Genomic DNA, 23,483 nt, shown 5'->3' on the forward strand with positions numbered 1-23,483 from the left:
TTAATCCACACTTTTCTTAAGAACTCTTTTGCAAAAGAGGCGAATTTTCCACCATCTTGTGCTTGTTATATCATTTATAGTTTGCTCTCTATGTGCCAAAGTGAATGTCATTTCATTAATTTGTTGTTGTAGAGCATAAATTTCTTGATGCAACGAACCTATTACTTGGTTTGAAGAATCCAATTTATCATTTAATACATTAATCTCTTCTACTTTGTCACTAAGATTTTCTTTTACAATACTTAAGTTCAAACCCATTTCATTTAAAGTGTCTAGAAGTTCATTTTTCTCAGCTACCAGCTCATTAATTTTTTCTTCTTGAGCAGAAAAATTACTCTGATTCATTAAAATCTCACTCTGAAGTGAGATACTTTTCTTATGAACCTCCTTCATTAAACCTTCGGGGAATTCCTCAATATAGACAATTGAAAACTCTATCCTTTTATACTCCTTATTCTCTACCTGATAATATATTTGCGGATCATCATCAAGAAAAACATAGTATCCGCCACCTATCCAATCAGCATTTGAAGAAAATTCACTAATTTGTACTATGTTATCTTCAAGATCTATTAATCTCGCTTCTCCAATACGTATAATCCCTCTGCCTTCCATAGGATCAAATCGGACACAACTGATCTGCCCCTTCTCGGATAAATCAAAAACAATCGTCTGATTAGATTCTTCCATTTTAAAATACATGCTTTTATCTTCAGAGAGTTCTTGGTTTGCGCTTATAAAAAGTTGAGCTGTATATTCTGCTGGTTCGGTAAACTTAAATAGTACTGTCTTTTTTAAATATTTTCGCAAAAAGAGCAGTTCTTTTTCGGTCCCCACAATATCCGCAAATTTATTAGCCATATCAATGTAGTCTGGAAGTTCTTTTTGCGAAATTCCAACATACGCAAACATATCTTCAATATGAATAAATCTCTGTAAACTGGCATAATGTGAATAATAGAAACTATTAATCGCTCTAAATTTAATGAAATTTAGAGGAATTGGAAACAAATATACCCACTCATAATCAATGATACTAAGCTGATTGTCATCAACCAAAAGTATGTTGTCCAGATTAAGATCAATGTTAGAAATGGTGAAACTATCCAAACCTAATAGTTTACTTTTCTCTCCAAAAACACTAATAAATTCGGGAGTATTGCTAAATCCACAATAATGACCTTCTGCGACAGTTCCTAAGAATTCAGTATACATTTCCAATACTTTGTATACTAAATCTTTGTCCTTGTCTATCACTGCTTCAAGAATTAGTTGGTCTAAGCTTTTTCCTTCTAAGTACTCAAATAGTACTGATCCTTTTTCATAAGAAAGCGGTTTGACAAGTTTACCAGGCTGGTATACAGCTTTAAGTATCTCATAGTTTGAATAAATTCGTTTAATATGATCCACTGCTTGATCTGTTAGTGCTGTCTTTGAAACATACATAAATTTGTCATGATGTATGCTTGTTTTTATTTGATATTCTGGAGCACGTTCGCGACTATATTTGGAATAAATAGTTTCCATATCTTAACCTCCTCTCCTCATTTAATTTGAACAAAAAACGAGAAATGAGTTTGAAAAAGTAGAAAATAGCTGGTTATTGATGATGTTGTCCGTGACCGATTCCTCATCAAACAGCACCACTCTATTTTGGTCGTAATTTGTATTTCTGCTTCTTAATTCACCCACACAAGGCAGTCGCTGATCTGAATAGAGTTGTGTAGGCATCTTATAATCAGGAAACGGATAATAAAATTTCATCTCACCAAATCCAGAATTATAAATCAATTTTTCTATTTCTAACTTTGAGAAAGTGGCCACCCCCCTGTTAGAAGGATAATTTTGCAGACTGTCAAAAAAATCACCTGTATGATCTTCACGACTTCCTGCCCAATATTTAAGACCTAATTTATTTTCGATGGCAATAATAAGAACACCATCCTTTTTAAGAAATTTTTTAATATTTTCCAAAAACGTAACATAGGGTGAATTAGTTTCCGTATATAAAGCCGCGTACTCTAAAACACCTATTAAAGTAATGTAATCAAATTTTTTATTTAGCTGAATATCATTTAAATTCCCTATCATAATTTCGAGATTACTCTTGTCTAAGTGACGATTTGCATTAATCAATGCACGTTTCTTTGATAATTCTATGCATGTAACACTCTTTGACTTGTCACATAGCAGACCTGTTAAAGCTCCACAACCTGCACCTATTTCTAAAATTTCACTCCCTGGTCTAAATTGATACCATTCTAATAGATTGTGACGAGTAGGAGAAAAATGATACAAAATCGGCCATCGTCTATCTTCTCGAAGAACTTGACTTAAATCGCGGCCATTATACAACATACTCAGTAGTTCATCTTCTATTTCTCCATCTGAATAGCTATCTTCTCCATTATAATAACTATAGTTCATTTTCACACTTCCAATATACTCAATCATCTTACCTCTTCCTTTCGAAATCTGAAATGAGGATCGTTGAGTTCATATCAAAGAAGCCCACACTATTCTTATTAGATATAACATGAAGATTCATAATATCGTACAATCTATGAAAAACAACAAAGTCATTCCCTTCATAGCACGTGCATCCTAATGAAATTAAGTAGTCTCCACCTTGAAGGTCATTGTTTTGGGTAAAACTAATTTCGACAATTCTCTCAGGTACTACTTTGTCAATATTTACAGATTCTAACATCGTATTCGTGCCAGTTATTTCCGTTCCTCTGGCATCCTTGATGCTAAAGGCAAAAATAGGATCTCTTATGTCGTTATTGAACCGAATCCTCATTTTAATTTTAAAAAACTTTCCTTTCATAACTACATTCGTTAAATCATTATTGTGATCAAAAATGGCGAAATCTAAAATTTCAGCTCTTTTGTCACCATATTCCGAATAACCTGGATTAATATTAAGTTTATTTTTCCAAATTTCGTTATCATCTCTACTATGTTTAGATAATAAAGGTTCACTACTATTATTGATATCATACATACCAACTAATATTTTCTTATATATATCAATCATAGGGCCGGGCAGGCCTTCTTCAACAATTTCGCCTTCGTTCATTACAATTACACGTTCACAGTATTTCATAATGCTGCTCATATCATGAGTAACAAAGAGAATTGTTTTACCTTGCTCTTTAAACTCCGAAAATTTCTTAAAGCACTTTGCTTGAAAAAAGATATCTCCCACAGACAGCGCCTCGTCCACAATAAGGATTTCCGGTTCAACATTAATCGCAACCGCAAAGGCTAACCTAACAAACATTCCACTAGAATAGGTTCTTACAGGCTGGTAAATAAAATCACCGATATCCGCAAACTGAATAATATCATCCAATTTAGCATCCATTTCTTCTTTACTGAATCCCATCATAGTACCATTTAAATACACATTTTCGATCCCTGAAAAATCCGGATTAAATCCTGCACCTAGCTCTAACAAAGCAGATATTTTCCCACGAACCTGGACGTCTCCAGTAGTAGGCGATAACACACCTGTTACAATTTTCAGCAAAGTGGATTTCCCTGATCCATTTTTACCGATAATCCCTACTGATTCACCTTTATTAATTTGAAAAGAAAGATTATTCAAAGCAAAAAATTCTTTATGATAACTTTTTTTCAATGGATGAAGCGACTCTTTTAATCGATCTGAGGGATTAGAGTATAACTTGTATATTTTCGTCAGTTCTTTTACATCTATTATTGGGGTCATCATAGTATCTCCTACACGAATCATTTTATAAAACATCTGCAAAATGAGGTTTTAGTTTCTTAAATACGACTAAGCCTACTGAAAGAAAAATTACGCAAACAATCCAAAAATAGAGAGTTTGAAAAGGTTTTTCCCAGAACCAATTGTTATACAAAAAAGTGTCTCTAAATCCTTCAGCAATATAGTAGAAAGGATTCAACTTAAACAGGAATTGATAGTTGGCTGGAGCAATATTCAAGTTCCACACAATAGGAGTTAGCCAAAATCCGATTTGTATCATGACGGAAACAATTTGAGCAATATCTTTAAAAAACGGTAAAATTGACGCCGTTATAAAGGTTACGCCTAATAATAGTACAACCGTGCAGACAACATAGTATACTAGTTGCAGCCACGACAAAGCTGGTTCAACTCCATAAATAAATAAAATAGAAATAAAAAATAAAACAAAAAATAAATGTATAAACAGCGCGGAAATGATTTTTATAATTGGGAGTATACTAATTTTAAAAACAACTTTCTTGACTAAAAAGCTATATTCGGAAAAGCTCAATGTCGCACTCATAAAAGCTTCAGAAAAAAAGAACCATGGAACCATTCCACAGATCAACCATAGCACAAAAGGGTACCCATCTGGTGTACTACCGCTTCTAAATCCAATTGCAAAAACAAACCAATACAGCAAAATTGTTATAACTGGATTTACAAATGCCCAAATAGCTCCAAAGTAAGATCCCTTAAATCTTTTGTTAAAATCATTTTTTGATAGATCTATAATCAGTCTTCTTTTCGAAATGTACTCTTTCAAATAGCTCACTACTCAAGCATCCCCTAACTAATAACTATATCATTGATATTTATTTTATGAATTTCAACTAAACAACATTCTATGCTAAAATATTGACGTATCTACAAGAAAAGGAGATTGTAAACCTTGTCGAATCCAGTATACGGGAAACAGGCCAAAACGTCGACCCGTGACGATAAAAGGCCGGCTATATTTTGGGTGTTAATTGTTGGCATGATTTTGTTTTTAGCTTGGGCCCCCTTCCAGGCTGCACTTTTTAATGGGCAGATGTTCGACTTTGAAAAGCCTCAGTATTGGGCTTTAATCATCAGCACGATTCTATTGATCTTGGGAATCGTAACCTATTATAAGAAATTCAAATTGGAAGATCAAAGAGACTGGCTGGCGGTGCTTGTTATGTTGCTCCCGCTGACATACGTGCTCTCGATGATTTCCGCTGCTTCTCATTATCTCGCAATGAACATGATCGTAGTGCAGTGTATCTATGCCTCATTATTCATCATTACATTGTACGCCTTGCGGGATCGGTTGAGCAACCAGATCATTCAAACCGCAATTATGACCGTAGCTTACCTTATTATAGGCTTCGGGTTCATTAACTGGTTCGGACAATGGGTCTTGGCTGGGCGTTTGGTGGGTTGGTTCTCGTCGAGAGTATTTAACAATCGTTACATAGATGCTGTCATGACGGACTCTAACGGTTTACGTCTGACATCCGTCTTTCAGTACGCAAATACGTATGCAGCATTTTTGATGGCGTTTTTGTTCGCAGCCGTCTTTTGCCTAATGAAGTCAAAGACGTGGTATGGAAAAGCGACTCACGCCTTTATGCTGGTGCCTATTCTGGTATCACTGTTCCTGACTCTTTCGCGTGGTGGTCTTGTGATGCTGCCCGTAGTATTTGTACTATTACTTTTATTTTTTAAACCTGCACGTCAAATTTTGTGGATTCTGTATTCCGCAATTGCGGGTGTCGTTTCACTTGCAATTTTAAGTCCTATTACTAATTGGGGATTACAACTGAATCAGACCTACAACGGCACTGAGGCCGCTAAAGGCTGGGGACTGCTTCTTGGGGCTTCCTTGGTGACTGCAGTTGTTCTATGGCTTATACAAGCCTCTATGGGATCTCGTTTGGAAAAAGGGCTGCAAGGTCTAGCTTCACGTAAACTCTCTAATCTGTGGCTGCCTGTTGGCTCTGTGGTCGTAATCGGTGTAGTTGCTTTTCTGTTGATCGGTACAGGGCTACGGAGCTTTCTGCCGGCCAACGTGGAGACACGTCTGGAAAATATCAACTTCCAACAGCATAGTGTGCTGGAACGTATAACTTTTTATCGTGATGCTTCGAAGCTAATTGCCGATTATCCGTTGATTGGTGCAGGTGGCGGCGGTTGGGCTACGCTGTATGAGAAATATCAAGACTATGGCTATACAAGCGCACAGGCACATAACTTTTTCATGCAGTATTTGGTAGAGGTCGGTATTCTTGGATTCATTATTTTTATGACGTTTATCCTTTATATTTTCTACAAATATATTAAAGGCTACATCAAAAACGATGAGGAAAATCGGGATAGCCACTTCCTTTACCTGATCTTGGCGATGTCCATTTTGCTCCATAGTCTATTGGACTTTAATATGAGCTATGTGTTCATGGGCATACTTGTGTTTATAGGACTCGGGGGTATGGCTGCAGCAATGGATACACAACCTGTAAAACGCTTAGCGATGAAGCCAGAAGGCTTCCGTCCGATTTACAGTATCGTCATTGGTGTTCTCAGTATTGTGCTTCTGTTTGCGGGGCTGCGCTTTGTACAAGCCAACAATGCTGCCTGGGAAGCAAAAGCGTTGGAAAGCAGCAATTCGTTTGAACAAAGACAAGCTGCTTACAATAAAGATTTGGATTTGCGTCCAACTCATGTTGATTCCATTGTAGGGTTGAGTCGCATGTACTATCAAGTATATCAGCAGACCAAACGCGAAGAGTTTTATACTGGTGGCCTTGCCATTGTTGATCTGGGGCTGCAGGCAGAGCCGTATAATAAAAATATGCTGATTATCAAGATGCGACTGGAGCAAGCCAAAGGAAACAATGATAAGGCATTTGCCATTTTGGAAAATAACCGTACTAACTTCAACTGGGATCTGGATTGGCACAATTTGTTGATTACGCAAGCGTTTGAGTTTGGCAATAAAGCTCGATTGGCCAATGACACAGCTAATGAGAAAAAATATTTTGATGCTGGGATGAGCGCCTATCAACGCATTCTGGATGGTATGGCACATTTAAAGACATTGCCTCCTACTCAGTTCACTGGCCGCTCTTGGGAGATCACACCATCGATTGCATTGAATGCCGGTAAGATTCAATTCGTCACGGGTAAGTATGCCGAGGCTGCCAACATCCTCAAAAACGGCTTGAAGGACGACCTGAGTGATGCTACGAATCGCGAGGTCGCTCGTTATTATATTGCCGCTCTGCAAAAGCAGGGACAAGATGACAAAGCATTGTACGATAAGCTGATTAAAGCTGATCCGATGGAGAAAGAGCAAATTGCTCAGTTGAAATCGGAGAAATAGGTATATAAAATAGACTGCCATGATATCACATCATTTGGCAGTCTATTTTTATATTAAGTATGGTAGGCTATTGCAGCTTCACCTGTTTTTGTTGATCAATCTCTTCTATGACCTGTCTCATATAAGCCAATACTTCATCTTTAATCTCGTTATGCTGCAGGGCATAATGGATGGTTGTTTCAATGAAGCCCAGCTTCTCTCCAACGTCATGGCGATTCCCGTCAAATTCGTAGGCCAGGATCGGACTCTTCTCTCCCAGCTTGGACAATGCATCCGTCAGCTGAATCTCTCCACCTACGCCAGCGGATTGCTGACCCAGGATATCAAAAATATCAGGCGTCAAGATATAGCGTCCCATGATCGCCAAGTTGGAGGTCGTTTCTTCCTTTTTTGGCTTTTCTACCAAACGTTCTGCTTCCGAGATTTTGGTGGTAAGTTCATGACCTTCAACAATCCCGTACCGATGAACCTCGTTCCAATCCACTTGCTTTACACCTACAACCGAACGCTGATACTCATCGAAAACGTCAATCATCTGTTTAAGACACGGATTCTCAGACTCAACGATATCATCACCCAAAAGCACGGCAAAAGGCTCATCTCCAATAAACTTGCGTGCACACCAGATCGCATGCCCCAAACCTTTAGGCTCCTTTTGACGAATATAGTGAATATCTGCCATCTCGGATGGTTTGCGCACTTCATTAAGCAGATTCCATTTTTCCTTCGAGGTCAGATTTTGCTCCAGTTCAAAGGAATAGTCAAAATGATCCTCAATTGCTCTTTTGCCTTTACCAGTAACGATAATGATATCCTCAATGCCAGATGCTACAGCCTCTTCAATAATATATTGAATCGTTGGTTTGTCTACGATTGGAAGCATCTCTTTAGGCATCGCTTTCGTGGCAGGCAGGAATCGAGTCCCTAGTCCAGCAGCTGGAATAATCGCTTTACGGATTTTCATAGGTTAAAACTCCTTTGTCTTCAATATAACGAATAGATATACTGTCTATGATTATAGCAGGAAGATATATGAATTTGATAGGTTAAAGAAGAAGACATCTTCCCTCAAAGAGAACATGTCTTCCAATCTCTAGCTTGCTATATGATTATATTATGCTTCTGTGATCTTTCTTGCTCCAGCACAAATATACAGTTATCTACTTTACCAGTTGCCCACGTGTAACACCCAACTGGTTCGTCGCCTTGAGCGTCTTCCAAACCTGGGTACCGCTGATTTCTCCGCGCAGGGCACGGTTGTAGAGATCGATAACCTCATGTACTTGCTCCGCTGTTTCCTCCAAAAACTCTACGCGATAGCGGGATACACCCAACTCCATAAAGTTGGACAGGTACTCGGCACCGGATTGCTCAATAGCATTGTATACCGTGTTGCGACAGCCTTCGTCCACGCGGACCGGGTGAGACATGCCAATCCGATCACGCAGGGAGGCACGATGATCCTCACAAGGGCGACCACAGTTGGTGTAGTCCGTACCTTCACTCATGAAGGTACAGTATACGCAGTGTTCGGTATGGAACATCGGCATATGCTGCTGAATAACGATCTCCAGCTTGTCAGTGCGCGTACGTCTCAGCATATCGACCATCTGTTGGATGTTCAGATCATACGACGGCGTAACCAGATCACAGCCGGAGTCCAGGAACAGGTCAGCTGCTTTATGGTTAGCGATATTCAGTGAAAAGTCACCAATCAGCTGCGGGTGATGTGCACCCGGGTTCTCCAGGCGATGACGCATGTAGAAATACAGCGCGCCCGGATTGCGCACCAGCACAGCATCCGGCTTCAGACGCAGGATGTTGTTGTGATAGCCGTTTTCGCCCGGCATGTGAATACGCGGGGTCACCAGCGCAATTCGGCGTCCTGCACCGTGTACGGCCTCTACAGCGGCCGGGAATTGCTTGATGAACTCGAAGTCGGCGTAGATGAACTCCACGCCGGCCTCCAGCGCAGCCTCAACCTGCGGCAGGCTGCGGCACAGCGCGGTCAGCTCCGCCCGACCGCGTACCACAGACGATGCCGGAACGGATGCATCGCCATACACCTCTACCGCCCGCTTCGTGTATACGGGCGGTTTGGGGCGCTCGCCCGCGAGCAATTCCACCGCCTGACGGCGGATGCTGTTCAGCTCGCGCATCGGCACGATGACGTCCCCATGCAGATGGACGTCCAGCTCTTCCAGCTGGAACACCGTTCCGCCCAGTCGGCCGAACTGCTCTTCGAGCAGTTCGTGCGTCATCGGACGCTTCTGGGCGATTTCAAGTTCCAGCTCGGAATCCACGCGGACCGTTGTGCCCTTCTGCACGTCGGTCCACCAGGTCGACAGCGGCTGCCCTGGAGAGCCGCTGACACGCACATGTACCGGGAAGACACGGTACGGCTTATCCGTTTCGTACGACTGGCGCAGACGCTTGTCCAGCGCCGGGTCGTTGGTCTTCCAAATGCGGTCGCCCACGTGTACACGGCGCAGATCCACATCATTGCGTCCCGCAATGATGTCGATGATCCAGCCTTCTCCGGCCTCGCCTTCAATTTTTACGCCCTTGCGGCGGATATCGTATACGCGTCCGCCTTCTTCTTTTTGCGTAGGATCGCCCGCATCAAAAACAATACCATCGCCGCGCTTTAGCGGCGCATCAATACGGCATACTACACCATCACGAAGAATTTGTTCCACCCGGCCGAGATACACCCCCCGGCTTTTCGGGAACGTACCGTCAACCAGCTTTTTGTTATTCGTTCCTTCCAGAAAACCGTGCGTAAAGCCGCGTGAAAAGCTCTGCTGCAGCTCACGGATATCCTCTTTGCTCGTCTTGGACGTATCGCCATCAAAATACTTATCAATAGCCTTGCGATACTTGCTGACCACATTTGCCACATATTCAGGCGTTTTCAGTCGGCCTTCGATTTTAAAGGAAACCACACCTGCGTCGATCAACTCAGGCATCAAATCAATGGCTGCCAAATCCTTAGGGGACAGCAGGTATGTCACATCGGCCATCGGCTTTTGCTCTCCATCCACCATCAGATCGTAAGGCAAACGACATGCCTGTGCACACTCACCACGGTTAGCAGAGCGTCCGCCCCACATTTCTGAAGTCAGACATTGGCCTGAATAAGATACGCATAACGCGCCATGCACAAACACTTCCATTGGAAGTCTCGCCTGATCGCCAATTTTTTGAATCTGTTTCAGATTATTTTCGCGACCAAGCACGACCCGTTCCATATTGTACGGCTTCGTGAACTCTACGGCCTCCGGCGAGGTAATTGTCATTTGGGTAGAGCCATGGATCGGAAAATCCGGTGATATATCACGGATCATTTTCACCAGCCCCATATCCTGAACAATTAACGCATCGACACCGGCATCAATGCAGGCATCCACCAGTTCCTTGGCGTCCTCCAGCTCATTCTCAAATACCAATATATTGAATGTCAAAAAGCCCTTGACCCCGTAGCTATGCAGAAACGCCATGATTTCGGGCAGTTCCTCCATGCGGAAATTGTTCGCCCGCGCCCGCGCATTGAACTTTTCAACTCCGAAAAAGATTGCATCGGCTCCATTCGCCACCGCCGCACGCATACAATCCCAGTCACCTGCTGGTGCCAGAAGCTCGACATCTTCTCTTCGTACTGCTGATTTCATTATTGTCCTCCCTATATGCTGAAAACGAAGGATCACCCATTGGATCATCGTTGTTTTCAGGGCAGCTATGCTGCTTGTTTGAATCCTATCTGTTTCTATCATCCTGTCCGATCATCCACACTCTGAACCATCGGTTCCCAGCATGAATTACATCCAACTCAAAAAATCCGCATCACAAACATCTGCGGCATAATCATTCTTATCTTGTAACCAATCTAGTGTACCAGACTGCGCCCCAGGCTTCTACACTTTCCAAGCGATTCCTTCAAAAATACCATACTAAAAACAAAAAAACACCTCCATATCCGTCAAGCGGTTGCTTTGGAGGTGAGTCATATAAAACTAGAAAGAAGCGAAGTGAATATCGCTGCTCAGACTACTTCTTAAAAAAGGAAAAGTAGGCAGGATAGGCAACCTAGTAAAACGTGCAGCCTTTGACCTTCCCTGCCTCTATCCCCTCCTTGAAAAATTGGCACTCTTGTGGCGGGTGCCAGCGGAGCGGGCCATTTGAATCCGTAGAAGCGTCAGCGTTCGCCTGAAAGCTTTCCGTAGGAAAGCTACTTCGGAAGCATATGCTTATGGGATTCTTACATATAAATCACTTATATAATCCAAGAATCCCGGGGCAACAGCGATCGAAGGATCAAATGGCACGCGCAGCGCTCCCCCACAAACTGCCTAATCTTTTCTCTACTTCACAAACATAAATGAATTGAGCGTCGAATCCAGTGCATTGGACTGCACAGCCGTGTTGTTCGCATCATTCAGCGTTGTTGTCACGGTATATGTTTTACCATTATGCTCCAGAACGATTTGGTGGCCTGTATAGCCGATGCCTTCCTCCACACGGTGGAATGTAAAGGACACGGCTGGAACACCAGCAAACGTCACGTCCTTAACCTCCTCAACCTTGAGGTTTTTATAGTTCTTTGCTTGTTTATCATAAAAGTCCTTGAGCTGGGACACGGTTAACTCAAATGATTGGTCATTGTCGATTTTGATGGAAAAGCGACCGCCAGTAAACTTGTATTCTACATCGCCTAATTCAAATTGGTCGCTGACCGCTGTCCAAAACCGCGGAATATTGACCGAATATTCATAGACCTTGGATGTCTTTTTGACCGTTTTCGTTTTGTCTGTCAGATAGTCGTCTTCTTCCAGCTGTCCAAAGTTGCTCGCTACGGTCTGAAAATCAATTTGAAGCGAGGAAATGAGTGCGTTGAACTGGTCATTCCCTTTGTTTACTTTTTCCGGCACCGCGTATTCCGCCAAATAACGGTATCCATTTTGCTGAATCAGCACGTTGTACTGCTTGACCCATCCATCGCCAAAATTATAGCGGTATTCCTGAACCAACCCTTCAACGCCTGCAATCTTCATTGGATACGTCTTCTGTGCCTCATAAGCTGTGGACACAAATGAATCTTTCAGCCATTTTTGCAACTGCTGACTCCAGCTCTCCAATTTCCCATCCGCAGGAGCTGAGGTTACTTTCATATGGAAGCTTGATCCATCATTGCTCTCATACTGCATCCGCTGATCATCCATTTTCCAGCCTGCGGGGATACTGAGTGACACACCATAGTCCGGATTTCCGGCCTCACGTGTACCTCCTACGACGGTGGACAGGTCTTTGATGCTTTTATCCTGCGCATTAAAAGAGGTTTTGAAGGAATTTAATAGTACCGCATATTGGGCCAGATCTTTATAGTTCGTTGCTTTGTTATCGGAAAAATAAATCACATATAATCGTCCGTTATCATAATATTGACGATTTTCCCACAATACGCCGTCCGCATCCTTCGTAATAACACGAGCATAAGGCACCTTTGCTTTCGAGAAAGATTTTCGATCTACGACCGTTTCTCCCGTTTCTTTGGCATTCTGTACCAATTGTTGCAACAGATCATCCGCATTCAGTGGAACCGGCTGTGATGCTGCATGGACTTCCATATAATACGCGCTATTTTCGTCCATAAAGGTGGAAATACTCTCATCTCCACCTCCCTGACCAATGACGAGTCCTGTAGGATAGTTCATGGACCATTCGTAGTAACTGTTCCCGATCTGCGTCTTGCCCTCGTCATTATCAATGTTCGGCGTCTCTTCAGCTACTGTACCCGCCTCTTCTTGCGCTTCCATCCGAATGATGATGCCTGCACTATTCTTCTCCAGCTTGCCGCCAAGGCCTTCCGCTACTTGACGCAAAGGCACCATAAGGATACCTGAAGACATTTCCGGCGGAGCGGAAAGGGTCACCTTGTGGCCTCTCACCCAGGCTGTACGGCTACCAATAGTCAGCGATACGATGCGAGACCCGCTGCTGATTTTGACTACATTATCCTCAGCCAGCCGAATTTTGCTGTTAAATGCCTTTTTAAACACACCTGCCGGAACCATAAGTGCGCCACTCTTCGAGTACGGCTTCGTAATATTCGCCTTCTGACCGTTCACGATGGCTGTATTGCTGCCGCTTTGCAGACGCAGCTCCAATATGGTTTTATCACTACTATCTGCTGCGACTGCTGGCAAAGTGGAAAGCAGAAGGGACAATGCGACGGTGCCGACCCCCAGCTTACGCATCATTTTTCTTTGAATATGCTTCACAATAATCTCCCTTTAGCTGTATTTGATAGATTCAAGATCCGTTTTCGTTCATTTTCCAGTGACAGCGGCCTCTTGAACTGACTCTGCTGCTTCCTTGGAAGGCGCTTTGCCGCCATCTTCGACAGAATCCGATTCATTCGAATCCTCAAGATCTTCTCCCGACTGAATGGAATCGTAGATTTCACCATTATCCTGTGTCAATACCAGCTTGCGCTTCACAATATCACCATCCGACTGCATAAGCACGCTCACCGTTTGACCTGGCTGATAGCTTTTAAGCAACTCATTGACGTCGATTGCGGAAGCTACACGCTTTCCGTTAATGCTGTACAGCTCATCGCCTTCCTTGATTTTGGCCTCGACAGCGTTCGCCGAAGTAATTTTCGTAACTTTCAAAGGGTCCTCGGTAGGCAAGCCGACGATAGCTGACCAGCTCTCTTCCAGCCCCAAGCCAAGACTGGCACGCCGAACCTCGCCGTATTTGAAAAATTGGCTGATGACGTATTTTACCGTATCCGATGGAATCGAAAAGCCCATATTTTCAATACCGACCGCCGAAAATTTCATCGTATTGATCCCGATAACCTCGCCTTTGAGATTGACCAGCGGACCGCCGCTGTTACCGGGATTGATCGCTGTATCACTTTGGATCAGACGGTAAGCAGCGTTGACACCACGGTTGAGTCCGCTGACGACACCCGAGGTGGCCGAATTACGAAGTGAGAACGAGATCGGCGTACCGATAGCTACCACCTGCTCACCCACCTGCAGACTGTTCGTAGAAGCTGCCAGGGTAGCGGACTTGAGTCCACTTGCCTTGATTTTGACTAATGCCAAATCACTGACCGGATCGCTGTAGCTGTCGGTGATTCCATACGATTTTCCGTCCGAGGTTACGACCACGGCATCACCTAATCCTTCGATAACATGCGCATTCGTGACAATCCATCCATCTGTCCGAATGATGACCCCCGTGCCGTGAGCCAGATTGTAGCGATCTCCTCCCGCTACTGTTTCTCCTGTGGCTGAACGGCCGATGATACCAACCACGGAAGGAGACACATTTTTAATGACCTGCGGAACACGATCGGCTGCTAATGTATATGTACCATTCACGCTGTTATATGCGCCGCTAGTTCCCAATGCTTTATTCATATCGCTTACGTTGACATAGACCCCGCCATTAATGACCTTGGCCTTCAAAGCAGCTCCACTGCTGGCTGCACCTGCCGTTCCAGAAACACACAAAGCGCTGCCTAAAGCCAGAACAATCGCTCTTTTCCCCATCTTACGCATATATCACCATTTCCTCTCTAACATAACCCTGTTCTATCAACTAGTCCAAATCTACCATAGAGGGGACATGCATACAAACGCTTTAAGCCCTATCTTTTTCTAAAAAAGCGCCGTTTGCCCTCATTCACTATTTATATTATGAAATTACCAAATCCTTATATCAAAAAAATAAGCAAAAACGATAAATAATCGTTATACCATTTGGGCCATTCCTTCGTTTACGGGCACAACCAATTGTGATACCATCACATTATATCTTAGTTATATTGTCGGAAATAAAATGAAGGAGGTTAACAGGATGGCCTACGAACCAATCTGGACTGCTCATCCAGATAAGCTAAACAAATTTGAGCTGGTCAAGCTGGAAAAAGACGGGCTCGACGTTATACGCACCATTATCGAAAACTATGCAAACGAAGGCTATGACTCGATCTCTGCGGACGATATGGACCGTTTCAAATGGGCTGGTGTCTATCAACAAAAGCCCAAGGATGGCCATTTTATGATGCGTGTCCGCATCAACACAGGTATTATGACTTCAGCACAGGCACATGCGCTGGCCGACATATCCACGCTATATGGACGCGGTCTGGTGGATGTCACCACTCGTCAGGCAATCCAATTTCACTGGCTGACGGTTGAAAGCTTGCCCGATATCTTCGAGCGATTGGAAAAAGTCGATTTGTATTCCTTTGAAGCCTGTGGAGATTGCCCGCGTACTATTGTCGGCAACCCGCTGGCTGGCATTGATCCCAACGAATTGGTGGATACCAGGGAGATTGTCGATGAAGTAAACCGTTTTTTCTTATTGAATCGGGACTTCTCCAATCTGCCGCGCAAGTACAAAATGTCGATCTCCGGCAATACGTACAACAACGCGCAGGCTGAAATTAACGACTTGTCCTTCACGCCAGCCATTAAGATCATTGACGGGAAAGAAGTGATCGGCTTCCATGTGATGGTTGGGGGAGGGTTATCTGCCAAGCCACATTTGGCACAGTCACTGGATCTGTTTGTTCGCCCCGAGGAGGTACTAAAGGTTGCTATTGCCGTCACAACCATTTTCCGTGACTACGGCTATCGGGAAAAACGGCATCATGCCCGTCTGAAATTCCTCGTCACCGATTGGGGCCCGGAAAAGTTCCTGACTAAGCTCACTGAGTATATCGGCGAAATGCCGGGACGGGGTGAGGATAAAACAATAGGCTGGCAAGCCGCCTATTTTGACGGTGTACATTCTCAAGCCCAGGAGGGCCTGAATTATGTCGGTCTGAACGTGCCTGTCGGCCGTCTGAGCGCTGACGAGCTGCATGAACTGGCTGATTTGGCTGACCGCTATGGTGATGGACAGATTCGTACCACCATGTCGCAAAATATACTGCTGAGCGGCGTCCCGGACGACCAAGTGGATGAATTACTGAAAGCTCCTGTATTGCAGCGCCTGACACCACAGCCCAAGCATTTTATGAGCCGCACGGTTTCGTGCACAGGGAATGAATTCTGCAATCTGGCAATTGTGGAGACCAAAAAGCGGGCAGTTGACGTAGCCGAGTATTTGGATCAACACGTCGAATTGGATGAAAAAGTGCGTATCCATTTTATCGGCTGCCCAAATTCCTGCGGCCAAAAGCATATTGCGGACATCGGCTTGCAGGGCTCGCTTGTTAAAACCCCCGAAGGCTTGGTCGACGCGTTCGACATCGCTGTCGGCGGAGCACTCGGATCAGGTGCTCAGCTCAACAAAGCGCTTAAGGGGCGCGTGCGCGGGGATCAGGTTGGACCTGTCCTGGCAGAACTCATTCTGTACTACAAAGAAAATCGGAACCCTGGTGAAAGTTTTTACGCGTATGTACAACGTGTGGGTATTCCGGCTTTCCAGGAAAAGCTGTCTGCCATTTTACAGTCCAGCATCGTTGCATCCTAGATGCGGCATCCAATATCAGCCTGTTTGTATCTCATATACAAGCAGGCTGTTTTTTTATGGCCACACAACTATTCCATATCGCCCTCGGGGACTCACAAAAAAAAGACACCGGATTACTCCGGCATCAATATTTTCGCAAAATCAAGCACTGTTGGTTTCCGGGCACCTGATGTAGATGTTACCACCGCGTAGCCTGATGGTATTTTATAGATCAAGCCCGTATCATATCGGATACCAAAGGAATTGTCTTCCTTATAATGAGTCGTGGTTTCCCACTTCTTTGACCCGTTTCCTTCCAAACCTGTGATGGTGATTCCATGCATCTTCGTGGTTTTTCCCAGTGGATCATATCGATCATTAAACTGAACGTACAGCTGTTCTTCAGGCAAGTACACCCTGTCAGCCGGGTAGTCCTCTGTATTGCCAAACAACTGCAGACCATTGCTTAAAATCTGTGTGCGCTTGCTGTCTCCTTTAAGCCCCGTTACAGCAATATGATCACCGGGCAGCTCACGTACGGTTGCAATGTCCATGCCTGGGCCCAAATCCAAATGGATATTGCGCATATCACGACCATATACATCTGCCTGCACCCCTACCGGGCCATCCGAGCTGTTCATAAGCGCATAAAATCCATTGTAGCTGCCAACCAGCCAACCCGAGTTCACCCCGGTCTTCGTTCGATTCCATTGGATATCGCCATCTCCTGTATATTTGAGTACAGTGAAAGTCTGCTCCGCACGGTTCAGAGAGGAGACCAGAAAACCTCCGTCCGCAAGCGGTTCCAAACCTATCCGGGAATCCTGTCCATGGGATATCAATCCATCTGTTTGCAACGTTTTGGACCATACGGCATTTCCATCCTTGTCCAATCGTGTAGCCTGCAAATCTTGTATTCCGTTCGGTTGGGTATAGTCAGTCAGAAACAGCATGCCACCATCTGACGTTTCCCGCTGGACTCCCCTGATGCTCGTTCCCGTTTGCACATTCAATTCCTGCTGGTGCTTCCATACGCTCTCCAGAGAGCTGTCCAGCTTGCCATATGTAACATGCACTACACTTGCCTCTACATCGTCCTCGATATTCAGAATTAAAAATCCACCGTTCACCGCAGGCTGGATATAATCGTAGGCGTTGTCTACATCCTTAATGCTTCCAAGCGCCGCACTGGTTTCAATCTCGGCTTGCTTGGGCACAAGTGCTTGAGATACCTCTGATGCATAGGTTGGTGAAGCACTATATCCCATCACACATGCCGCCAAAGTAATTCCTGCTGCCCATGAATATACACGTGTACGTAGAACTCTGTTCTGCATAATCTTCAAAACGTTCCAGCTCCCTTCATGACTTTACCTCAGAGATGTTTTATTAACCTTGGACGTGATCAGGCTACAGACGGTTTCGCTTCAACTTGGAATGGTTGTCACGGGGCACGGAGCTTTGTTGATGCCATATACTTATGAGTTAAATATTTACCTCTTCAAGTCCGAGCCTAAACATTCGCAACTCCAAAATAGAGAGACTACTCAGAACTTTCTGTCGATGAATTTAACTATAGATTTATTATTCCAGCGCTTGGCAAACTAGCTGTCACATGCTTTAACGCAAGAAATTGATAAAAGTTTTCTTTTTTTCAAAAATAATAAAGCCCTGCCAAGGGAAAGGCCTAAATACGCTAATTCGTATTCCGCCTTCCTGCCTGGGCAGGGCTTCCAAAAGGTACGCTAATCCTATCTATAGATCAACGGTCTGAAGCGCTTGGCTGCGCTGCGTATCCCGTTCAAGGATCGGTTTTAAATATCGGCCTGTATACGATTCTTCAACTTTCACGAGCTGTTCCGGTGTTCCGGTAGCCAAGATCGTTCCACCGCCGCTTCCGCCTTCCGGCCCCAGATCAATCAAATAATCGGCTGTTTTAATCACATCCAGATTATGCTCAATAACCAGCACCGTCTCTCCCGAATCAACCAAACGATGCAGTACCATCAATAATCGGTCAATATCGTGAACGTGCAGACCGGTTGTCGGCTCGTCCAAAATATAGATCGTTTTGCCTGTGCTGCGACGATATAGCTCAGAAGCCAGCTTCACGCGCTGAGCTTCACCTCCAGACAGGGTAGTCGCAGGCTGACCCAGCTTGACATACCCCAAGCCTACATCCATCAGCGTCTGAATCTTGCGGTGAATCTTCGGAATATTTTCAAAAAACTCTGTCGCATCCTCTACCGTCATATCCAGTATATCAGCAATACTTTTACCTTTGTATTTAACCTCCAGGGTTTCACGATTATATCGTTTGCCCTTGCACACTTCGCACGGGACGTACACATCCGGCAGAAAATGCATCTCAATCTTGATTATGCCGTCACCTTTACAAGCTTCACAGCGGCCACCTTTAATGTTAAAGCTAAAGCGACCTTTTTGGTAACCTCGGACCTTGGCCTCATTTGTTTTTGAAAACAAATCACGAATATCATCAAATACACCAGTGTAGGTCGCAGGATTGGAACGCGGCGTACGGCCGATTGGAGACTGATCAATCTCAACAACCTTATCGATATGTTCAAGCCCGCGAATTTCCTTATGCTGGCCCGGACGCACTCTCGCCCGGTTCAGATCACGCGCCAGCGTTTTGTACAGGATTTCGTTGACCAGCGTTGACTTGCCAGAACCGGATACACCAGTAACCGCCGTAAACACGCCTAACGGGATTTTAACATTCAAATTTTTGAGGTTGTTCTCCTTGGCCCCGCGTACCTCCAGCCACTTATCGGCAGGCTTCCGCCGTTCAGTATTGACCGGAATAAACTTGCGCCCGCTCAAATATTGCCCGGTCAAGGAGTTCGGATCTTCCATGACTTCCTGCGGGGTCCCCTGTGACATGATCATCCCGCCATGGATTCCTGCTCCCGGTCCAATATCAATGATATAGTCCGCCGCCATCATTGTATCTTCGTCATGCTCCACCACAATCAACGTATTTCCGAGATTCCGCATATGCTCCAAAGCACTAATCAGGCGGTCATTATCCCGCTGATGCAGTCCGATACTCGGCTCGTCCAAAATATAAAGTACCCCCATTAGACTGGACCCGATCTGTGTCGCCAGTCGGATACGCTGTGCCTCACCGCCGGACAACGTTCCTGCGGAACGGCTTAATGTCAAATATTCCAGACCGACATTGACCAGGAAGCCTAAACGGCTGTTAATTTCTTTTAAAATGAGATTGGCGATCGATTTCTCCTTCTCACTCAGCTCCAGCGTTTGAAAAAAGTGAGCTGCTTCTGTGATTGACAAATCAGTCACATAGGCGATATTTCGCTCCTGAATGGTTACCGCCAGGCTCTCTTTCTTCAAACGGTGTCCCTTACAGGTGTTGCATGGTTTGGCGCTCATAAATCCTTCAATAAATTCACGGATACCATCAGAAGCTGTGTCACGATAACGACGCTCCAGATTCGGAATGATTCCCTCAAAGGTTACATAGGCTTCCTTGCGTTGACCAAAATCATTTTCATAGCGGAACCGAATCTTCTCGTCAGCTGTCCCGTATAAAATGATGTTCATTTGCTCCGTGGTCAATTGGCTAACCGGAACATCCTGCGGAATACCATAATGCTCGCATACCGATTGTAAAAATTGCGGATAATAATTGGAAGTTCCTCCACTCCAGGCCTGAAATGCTCCCTCCTCCACGCTCTTTTGAGGATCGGGAATGAGCAAATCAGGGTCCACCACCATTTTAGCGCCCAATCCGTCACAATCCGGGCAAGCACCAAACGGATTGTTAAAGGAGAACATGCGCGGAGTCAGCTCATCTATGCTGAAACCGCAAATCGGACACGCAAAATTAGAGCTAAATCGCAACTCTTCCTGTCCCATAATATCCACAAGCAGTTGGCCACCTGACAGTTTCAGAGCCGTCTCAATCGAGTCGGATAGACGCGCACGCACATCTTCCTTGACCACGATCCGGTCTACGACCACTTCAATTGAATGCTTCTTATTCTTTTCCAGCTCAATCTTTTCCGACAGCTCTCGCAATTCGCCATTAACACGTACCCGCACAAAGCCCTGCTTGGCTATATCCGCGAATAGTGTTTTATGCTCGCCTTTGCGTCCGGATACCAATGGAGCCAAAATTTGCAGTCGTGTCTTTTCAGGATACTGCATGATGCGATCCACCATCTGTTCAACGGTCTGGGATGTGATCTCAACGCCGTGTTCAGGGCAATGAGGGTGACCTACCCGCGCAAACAACAACCGCAAGTAGTCATAGATTTCTGTAACCGTACCGACGGTAGAACGCGGATTCCGGTTGGTGGTTTTTTGGTCAATTGATATCGCAGGAGACAGACCATCAATCGAGTCGACATCCGGCTTCTCCATTTGTCCGAGGAACTGACGCGCATACGCAGATAGAGATTCCACGTAGCGCCGCTGTCCTTCCGCATAGATCGTATCGAAAGCCAGTGACGATTTACCCGAACCACTAAGCCCGGTCAGAACGACAAATTTGTCACGCGGAATCGTCACGTCAATATTTTTGAGATTATGCGCCCGTGCGCCTTTGATGATGATGCTTTCATTCGCCAAATGTTTCATCTCCTTAGCTGTAGTTCAAGTCATACTATATTCCACTGGGTTATAGATGCAGGTGATATATCGCAAGAGAACGACCACATGGGCCGCCCTCACTATTGTTAAAAACATTCAAAGATTTCATTTTCAATGTGCTTTCGTTTATAGCTTATTCTTATACTAATTGCTTAATCGGCCCGCAGTTCCAACAATGCGTCACGCAACTCGGCGGCCCGCTCGAACTGTAGATTCTTGGCGGCATCCTTCATTTCTGCTTCCAGACGCTGAATAAGCGATTGACGCTCCTTCTTGGAAAGTTTACCCGTCTCACTAGGAAGGTAATCATTCCGTGCCTCTGTCGACTTGGTTGCTTCTATGACATCACGAATCTTTTTGCGGATGGTTTGAGGCGTGATTCCATGCTCTTCATTATACTGAATTTGAATCGCACGCCGACGTTCGGTTTCTTTGATCGCCTTATCCATAGATTCGGTAATCTTATCACCGTACATAATAACACGACCATCGCTATTCCGTGCTGCCCGTCCAATCGTCTGGATCAGAGAGCGTTCGGAACGCAGGAAGCCTTCTTTGTCCGCATCCAAAATTGCAACCAGAGAAACTTCCGGTAAATCCAGACCTTCCCGCAGCAGATTGATCCCGATCAGCACATCGAAGGTGCCCAGGCGCAGATCCCGCAGAATGGCCATCCGCTCCAGTGTCTTGATCTCAGAGTGCATATATCGGACCTTGATGCCTACTTCTTTTAAATAGTCTGTCAAATCCTCAGACATTTTCTTCGTGAGTGTGGTGACCAGTACCCGTTCTTCACGCTCTATGCGAAGCCGTATCTCATTAATAAGATCGTCAATCTGTCCCTTGCTTGGACGCACCTCAATAATGGGATCAAGAAGCCCGGTAGGACGAATAATCTGCTGCACCATCGTATTGCATTTCTCCAGCTCGTAGGGCCCCGGGGTAGCTGATACGTAAATAATCTGATTGACCTTGTCTTCGAACTCTTCAAATTTCAACGGACGGTTATCCAGCGCAGACGGCAAGCGGAAACCATGATCCACCAGCACATTTTTACGTGCCTGGTCACCGTTATACATGGCCCGAATTTGCGGCAACGTAACATGGGATTCGTCAATGACGATCAGCATATCATCCGGGAAATAATCCATCAGCGTATACGGCGTTGCCCCGCGCTCACGGAATGTCAGGGGACCTGAGTAATTCTCGACACCGGAACAAAAGCCAACCTCTCTCATCATTTCGATATCATAGCGTGTACGCTGCTCCAAACGTTGTGCTTCCAGCAGCTTGCCTTGTTCCCTCAGCTCCGCTAACCGCTCCTCAAGCTCACGTTCAATGTTGACCAGTGCTACCCTCATCGTATCCTCATGAGTAACGAAGTGAGATGCCGGGAAAATGGCAATATGCTCACGCTCCCCGATTAATTCACCCGTAAGCACATTAATTTCGGTAATCCGTTCGATCTCATCCCCAAACAGCTCTACACGTATGGCATGTTCCCCATGGGAAGCCGGGAATATTTCAACCACATCTCCCCGTACACGGAAAGTACCCCGCACGAAGTTGATATCGTTCCGCTGATATTGAATATCGACCAAGCGGGACAAAATCTGATTGCGGGGTTTCTCCATACCGACTCTAAGCGAGAGCAGCAGGCTTGAATATTCTTTCGGCGACCCCAGACCATAAATGCAGGAGACACTCGCCACGATAATAACATCACGACGCTCAAATAGTGAGCTTGTGGCCGAGTGGCGAAGTTTATCAATCTCCTCATTGATGCTGGAATCCTTCTCAATATACGTATCAGAAGACGGAATGTACGCTTCCGGTTGGTAGTAGTCATAGTAGCTGACAAAATAATCGACAGAGTTGTTTGGGAAAAACTCCTTAAATTCACTCGCCAGTTGGGCAGCCAACGTCTTATTATGCGCAATAACCAGCGTAGGCCGATTCAGCTTGGCAATGGTTTGCGCGATGGTAAATGTCTTACCCGTCCCCGTAGCACCCAACAACGTTTGATGCTTCTTTCCTTCTGCGATCCCCTCTACCAGTTCAAAAATGGCCTGTGGCTGATCGCCTTGAGGTTGGAATTCCGACTCAATTTCAAAAGTCTTGTTGCTAACAACGATATCACTCATTGCCCTGCATCACCCTTATCGTCTAAAATGGAAACATCATGTTTCTACACCAGTCGAACTGGAATGTCTTTGCCTGTAACTCTATGTCAATATTTCCCGA

General features: G+C 44.9%; 13 protein-coding genes. 2 read left to right on the forward strand and 11 right to left on the reverse strand.

Going from position 1 to position 23,483, the window contains the following annotated elements; genetic code table 11:
- From KQI_RS0124835 to KQI_RS0124850, 4 genes are read right to left on the reverse strand one after another with little or no spacing between them, the layout of a single operon-like run.
- Complete coding sequence (locus KQI_RS0124835; protein WP_010349600.1) at positions 1 to 1,527, reverse strand: coiled-coil domain-containing protein; 1,527 nt, start codon at positions 1,525 to 1,527, stop codon at positions 1 to 3.
- 21 nt (positions 1,528 to 1,548) lie between these two features.
- Complete coding sequence (locus tag KQI_RS0124840) at positions 1,549 to 2,454, reverse strand: class I SAM-dependent methyltransferase (protein ID WP_010349601.1); 906 nt, start codon at positions 2,452 to 2,454, stop codon at positions 1,549 to 1,551.
- A gap of 1 nt (position 2,455) precedes the next feature.
- Complete coding sequence (locus tag KQI_RS0124845) at positions 2,456 to 3,736, reverse strand: ABC transporter ATP-binding protein (protein ID WP_010349602.1); 1,281 nt, start codon at positions 3,734 to 3,736, stop codon at positions 2,456 to 2,458.
- Between the two features lie 25 nt (positions 3,737 to 3,761).
- Positions 3,762 to 4,553, reverse strand: a complete 792-nt coding sequence (locus KQI_RS0124850; RefSeq protein ID WP_010349603.1) for an ABC transporter permease — start codon at positions 4,551 to 4,553, stop codon at positions 3,762 to 3,764.
- A 117-nt stretch (positions 4,554 to 4,670) separates the two neighbouring features.
- Between KQI_RS0124850 and KQI_RS0124855 the strand changes: the two genes are divergently transcribed.
- Entirely contained in the window at positions 4,671 to 7,124 is a 2,454-nt protein-coding gene (locus KQI_RS0124855; RefSeq protein ID WP_010349604.1) for an O-antigen ligase family protein, read from the forward strand.
- 67 nt (positions 7,125 to 7,191) lie between these two features.
- Here KQI_RS0124855 and galU read toward each other — a convergent pair whose 3' ends face one another.
- From galU to KQI_RS0124875, 4 genes are all read right to left on the reverse strand, one after another.
- Positions 7,192 to 8,088, reverse strand: a complete 897-nt coding sequence (gene galU, locus KQI_RS0124860) for a UTP--glucose-1-phosphate uridylyltransferase GalU (protein WP_010349605.1) — start codon at positions 8,086 to 8,088, stop codon at positions 7,192 to 7,194.
- A 196-nt stretch (positions 8,089 to 8,284) separates the two neighbouring features.
- On the reverse strand, positions 8,285 to 10,795 hold the full coding sequence (locus tag KQI_RS0124865) for a U32 family peptidase (RefSeq protein ID WP_010349606.1): 2,511 nt from the start codon (positions 10,793 to 10,795) through the stop codon (positions 8,285 to 8,287).
- Between the two features lie 690 nt (positions 10,796 to 11,485).
- Positions 11,486 to 13,402, reverse strand: coding sequence for a stalk domain-containing protein (locus tag KQI_RS0124870; RefSeq protein WP_010349607.1), 1,917 nt, complete (start codon positions 13,400 to 13,402; stop codon positions 11,486 to 11,488).
- Positions 13,403 to 13,450: 48 nt separating this feature from the next.
- Positions 13,451 to 14,698: a S1C family serine protease gene (locus tag KQI_RS0124875; protein WP_010349608.1), complete on the reverse strand. Its 1,248-nt coding sequence runs from the start codon at positions 14,696 to 14,698 to the stop codon at positions 13,451 to 13,453.
- A gap of 298 nt (positions 14,699 to 14,996) precedes the next feature.
- Between KQI_RS0124875 and KQI_RS0124880 the strand changes: the two genes are divergently transcribed.
- The gene (locus KQI_RS0124880; protein WP_010349610.1) at positions 14,997 to 16,622 is read left to right on the forward strand and encodes a nitrite/sulfite reductase; all 1,626 of its coding nucleotides are present in this window, start codon (positions 14,997 to 14,999) and stop codon (positions 16,620 to 16,622) included.
- A 113-nt stretch (positions 16,623 to 16,735) separates the two neighbouring features.
- Here the strand turns inward: KQI_RS0124880 and KQI_RS0124885 are convergent, their stop codons facing one another.
- The 3 genes from KQI_RS0124885 to uvrB all read right to left on the reverse strand — a co-directional run bounded on the left by KQI_RS0124885 (position 16,736) and on the right by uvrB (position 23,383).
- On the reverse strand, positions 16,736 to 17,947 hold the full coding sequence (locus tag KQI_RS0124885; protein WP_010349611.1) for a hypothetical protein: 1,212 nt from the start codon (positions 17,945 to 17,947) through the stop codon (positions 16,736 to 16,738).
- Between the two features lie 409 nt (positions 17,948 to 18,356).
- The gene (gene uvrA, locus KQI_RS0124890) at positions 18,357 to 21,218 is read right to left on the reverse strand and encodes an excinuclease ABC subunit UvrA (RefSeq protein ID WP_010349612.1); all 2,862 of its coding nucleotides are present in this window, start codon (positions 21,216 to 21,218) and stop codon (positions 18,357 to 18,359) included.
- Between the two features lie 173 nt (positions 21,219 to 21,391).
- Entirely contained in the window at positions 21,392 to 23,383 is a 1,992-nt protein-coding gene (gene uvrB / locus KQI_RS0124895) for an excinuclease ABC subunit UvrB (protein WP_010349614.1), read from the reverse strand.
- Positions 23,384 to 23,483: the final 100 nt, after the last annotated feature.

The organism is Paenibacillus peoriae KCTC 3763 (genome assembly GCF_000236805.1).
In the GTDB taxonomy this organism is placed as follows: Bacteria; Bacillota; Bacilli; order Paenibacillales; family Paenibacillaceae; genus Paenibacillus; species Paenibacillus peoriae.